This is a genomic window from Nitrosovibrio tenuis (assembly GCF_900109785.1).
Lineage (GTDB): Bacteria > Pseudomonadota > Gammaproteobacteria > Burkholderiales > Nitrosomonadaceae > Nitrosospira > Nitrosospira tenuis_A.
On record NZ_FOBH01000017.1, the window covers coordinates 38233 to 44410 of the forward strand.

Below are 6178 nucleotides of genomic sequence, written 5' to 3' on the forward strand. Positions count from 1 at the left end.
GGTATTTATTCTGCCGGGCGCTTCCGCACGGGCGGGCTTCATAGTGGCAGCCCGTTCGACTGTAAGTTATTCCTGAACGCTGTTACCTGATGCAAGACTCCGGTTCCCTTGGCATCATTACACCGCAGGTTGCGCGCTTCGATGTGCCTCTACATTTAAAAAGTGGAGCGGTGCTCGACAGTTACGAACTGGTCTATGAAACATATGGCGAACTCAACGCGGCCAGATCCAATGGCGTACTGATATGCCATGCGCTGTCCGGGAACCATCATCTCGCGGGGTATTACGACGACAACCCAAAGAGCGGAGGCTGGTGGAACAATATGATCGGCCCCGGCAAGTCCATCGATACCAAAAAGTTTTTTGTAGTCGGCGTAAATAATCTTGGTGGCTGCCATGGTTCTACCGGGCCTGCCAGCATGAATCCCAGGACGGGTAAATACTATGGTGCGGGCTTCCCAGTCGTGACCGTGGAAGATTGGGTCAAAACGCAAGTACGGCTGGCGGACCACCTAGGCATTGACCAGTTTGCCGCAGTGGCTGGCGGCAGTCTGGGCGGCATGCAGGCTCTGCAATGGACGCTCGATTTTCCCGAAAGGGTACGGCATGCGCTGGTGATCGCCGCGGCCGCCAAGTTAACCGCGCAGAATATCGCATTCAACGACGTTGCACGCCAAGCCATCATTACCGACCCGGATTTTTACGGTGGAGATTACTATTCGCATGGAATGGTACCTCGGCGAGGTTTACGCCTTGCCCGCATGCTTGGGCACATCACCTACTTGTCGGATGACGCGATGGCCGCAAAGTTTGGACGGGAGTTGCGTAACGGTGCGCTCGCATTCGGTTTCGATGTCGAGTTCGAAATCGAATCATATTTGCGCTATCAGGGGGATAAATTTGCCGACCAATTCGACGCCAATACCTATCTGCTGATGACCAAGGCGCTGGATTATTTTGATCCCGCATTCCAGCACAGCAATGATTTAAGCGCCGCGTTCCGGGCCGCCAAGGCGAATTACCTGGTGCTGTCCTTTACTACGGACTGGCGCTTTTCGCCTGAGCGCTCGCGTGCCATTGTCAAAGCACTGCTGGACAACGAGCTGAACGTCAGCTATGCGGAAATCACTTCCAGCCATGGGCATGATTCCTTCCTGATGGAAGATCGCCATTATCATAAGCTGGTGCGGGCCTACATGGACAATATTGGTATATGAGGATATCGGCTGCCTGCGCTATTGACGCTTTCTCGGCGGGGCAAACAGGCTGTGGCAGTGACTCATGTAATTTGCTCTTGTACGTTGCTCTTGCAAGTTATTTGTCACCGATGGCTATCATCGTGACCAACTGGCGCTGTATCAATCATTACTCCAACAGATAACGAGCCGTACGTTGTGACATATTGATATGACTACCTCATCAAACGTTTCCCGGCCCGATTTTGCCGTCATTGCCGCATGGGTGAAGCCAGGCGCCAAGGTGCTCGATCTTGGCTGCGGCGATGGCTCACTATTGTGTTTCTTGCGCGACGCCAGGAATACCCGCGGCTATGGCGTAGAAATTGACGACGTCAACGTTCTGGCGTGTTTCAATAACGGCGTAAACGTGATTCAGAGCGACTTGGAATCCGGACTCCAAAGTTTTGAATCGGCATCGTTCGATTACGTGGTTCTATCACAAACCCTGCAGGCCGTAAAAAACACCGAGAGAATCATCAAGGAGATGCTGCGGGTAAGTAGCGAAGGTATTGTGTCATTCCCTAATTTTGGTTACTGGAAAAATCGCTTACAGGTTATGGCCGGCCATATGCCCATTTCAGAAACCCTGCCTTACCAGTGGTTCGACACTCCTAATATCCACAACTGTACGCTGGGCGACTTTGAAGAGTTCTGCCATCAGCACGGCGCACGCATTCTCGAACGCAGGGTAATGAATAGAGATCATCCAATCACTTTTATGCCCAACCTGCTGGGTATGCTTGCCTTTTATCGATTCGAACAACAGAAGTGACGCAGCGCGTTACTTATGAGGTGGAGGAAAATCCACCTTTTCAAATTTCGCCCGTCCAGCCAGCCATACTAAAATCAGTACCGGCAGGCCGAGTAATGCAGTACCGGTAAAAAAGCTCGCATAGCCGTAAGCATCGACGAATTCGCCGCTGAACCCGGCGATGAATTTGGGCAGCAGCAGCATCACCGAACTGAACAGTGCGTACTGAGTGGCGGAATAAGCCGAGTTGGTCAGCCCGGAAAGGTAGGCAATGAACGCGGAAGAGGCGATGCCGGCTGACAGATTATCGGCAGAAATGGTGAATACCAACCCCATTAGGTCATGACCGCGTCCTGCCAGCCAGACGAATAGCAGGTTGGTCGCGGCGGAGAGAACTGCTCCCAGAAATAGCGTTCGCATGATGCCGAGTTTTGCGGTGAGTACTCCGCCTATGGCTGCGCCGGCAATCGTCATGATGACGCCGTAAACTTTTGAGACTGTTGCCACCTCGTCCTTGGTGTAACCCATGTCCACGTAAAAGGGGTTACTCATCACGCCCATTACAACATCCGAAATGCGATAAAGCGCAATCAAAGCCAGGATCAGCAAAGCATGCCCTCCATGACGCACAATAAAATCTCTAAAGGGGGCTATCATGGCACCGTACAGCCAGGCCGCTATTTGCTCGAGCTTCTCATTCAGATGCCAGTGTGCAATGGCTGTCCTGGCACGGGTCTCATTCTCCGAGATCAGATCTGCGAGGGGAACCTCGGGCTCGCGAATGATGAGGGTGGTAACGATGCCAACCGCCATGCATGCGGCCATCGTCAAATAGGCAATGCGCCATGGCGCATAGTCATAGGTAGCCTCCGACGGATCAACCGCGGCAGCAATCCATAAGGCTCCCGCGGAGGCCAGGATCATCGCCATGCGATAGCCCGCCTGATAAGTGGCAGCCATGGCTCCCTGGAGTCTTGGTGCTACGGCTTCGATTCGATAAGCGTCGAGCGCGATATCCTGAGTAGCCGAGGCAAATGCGACAGTCAACGCAAAAAAAACCGTATAGGTAAGATTCTCAAGCGGATCGTTGTTCGCCATGCCAACCAGGGCGACTGCAATGAGGATTTGCGACAGCAGCAGCCAGGCACGCCGGCGGCCCAGCAATGGCGTCAGTAGCGGCAGGGGCAGACGATCCACCAGCGGCGACCACATCCATTTGAAACCATAAGCAAGCCCGATCCAGCTCAAGTGGCCGATAGTGGCACGATCGATTCCTGCTTCTCGTAACCAGAACGAAAGTGTGCCCAGCACCAGCAGCAGCGGCAACCCCGCGGAGAAGCCCAGCGACAGCATTCCCAGAACCCTTGGATGCGTGTAAATGCGAAAAGCATGGAGCCAGCCGGACAGGGCGGATGACATTTATTCTGAAGTGGCTGTTCGAGCGCCAATATGGCGGTTCGCGTAGTGCGAAGGACACGAAATCAACCACCACCGGCTCGGACTCATAAGGTATAGTCGTAGTCGATAATGAGCGGTGAGTGATCAGAGAAGCGATCCGTCTTGTATACCGAGACGCCGGTTGCTTTGCCGGCAATTTCCGGCGTAGCAATCTGATAATCTATGCGCCAGCCCACATTTTTGGCCCAGGCCTGCCCCCGATTGGACCACCACGTATATTGCTCAGGCTCTTGGTTGATCCGTCTGAACACATCAACAAATCCAAGCTCATCGAACACGCGGGTAAGCCATACCCGTTCTTCGGGCAGAAAACCGGAATTTTTTTGGTTGGAGCGCCAGTTTTTCAGATCGATCTCCTTGTGGGCGATATTCCAGTCACCGCATAAAACAATGTCCCTGCCGCAATCCGCGAGTTTTTTGAGGAAGGGAAAAAATTGTTCCATGAAATGGAATTTGGCGGCCTGGCGATGTTCGCCGCTGGAGCCGGAAGGCAGGTAGATCGATACCACGCTTAAACGGCCGAAGTTCATACACAGATAACGCCCCTCGACATCAATCTCTGAATTGCCGATGCCTTCGATTACATTGTCGGGCTTATGCCTGCTATAAATTCCTACCCCGCTGTAGCCCTTCTTCTGAGCACAGTGGAAGTAGCCATGATAGCCCCCCGGTGATGATATTTCACCGGCAATATCGCAGACCTGAGCTTTCAGCTCCTGTACACAAACAATCTCTGCGTTTTGTATCGAAAGCCATCGGAAAAAACCCTTGCTCGCGGCGGAACGCACGCCATTCACGTTAAGCGTTATAATTCGCATAAACAATTTTTCCGTTTGTCATATATATAGATGTCCGATTTCCGGAAGGAGTTCATAAAGTTCGCCATCAGCCGCCATGTGCTGTGTTTTGGCGAATTCAAGACCAAGGCAGGGCGGATGTCGCCTTACTTTTTCAATGCAGGGCTATTCAATGATGGCGACTCTCTCAGAAAGCTCGGACAATTTTACGCCAAAGCTATCCAGGCTGCCGAGCTTCCATTTGATATGCTTTTTGGCCCCGCCTATAAAGGCATCCCATTGGTGAGCGCTATCGCTATTGCCCTGGCCGAGAGCGGCCATAACTTCCCTTTCTGTTTCAATCGCAAGGAAGTGAAGGATCATGGTGAAGGAGGAAACCTCGTGGGCGCTCCGCTTGCGGGGAGAGTGCTGATCGTTGACGATGTCATTTCCGCTGGTACATCAGTGCGGGAATCGGTTAACCATATTCATGCTTCGGGTGCTACACCTTGCGGGGTCGGTATTGCGCTTGACCGGATGGAACGAGGGAATGGGGCACTTTCGGCGACGCAAGAAGTTCATCATGCGTATGGCATTCAGGTCATCAGTATTGTCAATCTTGACGACATCATGAATTATCTGCGAGACAGCGAAGACCTGGGACACAATCTGCGCGCCATGCAGAATTATCGCGAACGATATGGAATCGGTTAGTACAGGGAATTCACACAGTGAAGCAGGTGATCTTCGTTAGGCGTAGGCGCGTATTTTACAAGGTTAATGGTTCTATCCGCCTGTCCTCTGGCGGTAGCGGCGGCAACGTAATTTCTCCCTTCGAGTCGAAGTTCCTTCCCCCACCAAATCCTGATCCTCCAAGTTGACCACGCAGCCGATAATCGGCTCTGGTACGGTCCCCGGTGGCAAAGCCGAATACATGACGAATGATGGCGGTCGCGGGAACTGTGACCGGCACGGTAATTATGGTTTCTCCATAGCGCGGTATGGTACCGCGCTGATCGCTTACCCCGCTGGCGAAGCTCATTCCGCGCAAATCCAGATCAAGGGCGACGCCATCATAGTCCACCGATTGGTCACTATGATTCTGGATCCTGAGCTGGACCGCGAAACGCGCCTCCAGGCCCTTCCCCTCCAACGGCTCCATTCCGGCTACGGAGATGCGGAGCGGATCTTGCAGTGTAAAGGTCGCACATCCGAAAAGGATGTATACCAATCCTGAGATCAGCACCCTGCGGAGATTCATACTGTGGACTGGTTTTACCTGTAACCCGGAATCATCCCGAATTGTTATGAATCGGCATTCGAACAAGCCCTTTCCACGGCTGCCTTACGGCCAGTCCGGCAAAATGAGGATTATTGGAAGGTTCAAAAGAGAAGAAGCTGGCCGATAAGCCGGGTTCTGTCGTGGACAATCATTCCTCTAGGCGCACAGTTGCCCATGCGCTCGAGCGACCTACCCACAGGCTCTGCGAGCAGCGTCATCGCCTGCCTATTTGGTCTTGCTCCGGATGGAGGTTACCGCGTTTCACCGTAACTTAATACGCTCGTCTCTGTGGCCCTATTCCTCACCTTTCGGCGGCCGGCCATTAACCGGCATCCTGCTCTGTGGAGCCCGGACTTTCCTCTCCCCGCCCTTCATTGCTGAGAGACAGGCAGCGATTGTCTGGCCAACTTCGATAACATCATATCATTAACGATGGGAGGGAACAAATTTCAGGGAACTGTCCCTGCTTCGGGGCCGGAAAATAAACTTGCGCTTCGAGAAGCAGGGCTAAAAAAAAGCGGCTTCAACTTTCGTTGAAGCCGCGCTGTATTGAAGTGATGCAGGGTTGGAGCCTGATGCAGAGCTTAAGAGAATCTCAGAGAACTTAAGCGCAACTTAAGAGAGCTTAACTTAAGAGCAGCTAACTTAAGAACTTAAGGCTCCGGTGCTTCTC

The 6178-nt window shown here is 52.8% G+C and carries 6 protein-coding genes and 1 other RNA gene; 3 read left to right on the forward strand and 4 right to left on the reverse strand.

The window, feature by feature from the left end:
- Positions 1–89: 89 nt before the first annotated feature.
- Entirely contained in the window at positions 90–1217 is a 1128-nt protein-coding gene (gene metX / locus BMX00_RS13580; RefSeq protein WP_090829555.1) for a homoserine O-succinyltransferase MetX, read from the forward strand.
- A 190-nt stretch (positions 1218–1407) separates the two neighbouring features.
- Positions 1408–2010 (forward strand): methionine biosynthesis protein MetW, encoded by a 603-nt coding sequence (gene metW, locus BMX00_RS13585; protein WP_090829556.1) that lies wholly within the window; start codon positions 1408–1410, stop codon positions 2008–2010.
- Between the two features lie 9 nt (positions 2011–2019).
- On the opposite strand, the gene BMX00_RS13590 is transcribed toward metW, so the two are convergent.
- The gene (locus BMX00_RS13590) at positions 2020–3408 is read right to left on the reverse strand and encodes an AmpG family muropeptide MFS transporter (RefSeq protein WP_090829557.1); all 1389 of its coding nucleotides are present in this window, start codon (positions 3406–3408) and stop codon (positions 2020–2022) included.
- A gap of 83 nt (positions 3409–3491) precedes the next feature.
- The gene (locus BMX00_RS13595; RefSeq protein ID WP_090829558.1) at positions 3492–4265 is read right to left on the reverse strand and encodes an exodeoxyribonuclease III; all 774 of its coding nucleotides are present in this window, start codon (positions 4263–4265) and stop codon (positions 3492–3494) included.
- A 30-nt stretch (positions 4266–4295) separates the two neighbouring features.
- On the opposite strand from BMX00_RS13595, the gene pyrE reads away from it, so the two are divergent.
- Positions 4296–4937 (forward strand): orotate phosphoribosyltransferase, encoded by a 642-nt coding sequence (gene pyrE / locus BMX00_RS13600; protein ID WP_090829559.1) that lies wholly within the window; start codon positions 4296–4298, stop codon positions 4935–4937.
- Positions 4938–4992: 55 nt separating this feature from the next.
- On the opposite strand, the gene BMX00_RS13605 is transcribed toward pyrE, so the two are convergent.
- Together BMX00_RS13605 and rnpB are read right to left on the reverse strand one after the other, a co-directional pair.
- Positions 4993–5484, reverse strand: a complete 492-nt coding sequence (locus BMX00_RS13605) for an LEA/WHy family protein (protein ID WP_090829560.1) — start codon at positions 5482–5484, stop codon at positions 4993–4995.
- A gap of 129 nt (positions 5485–5613) precedes the next feature.
- Positions 5614–5916, reverse strand: an RNA gene (gene rnpB / locus BMX00_RS13610) — RNase P RNA component class A.
- Between the last annotated feature and the right edge of the window lie 262 nt (positions 5917–6178).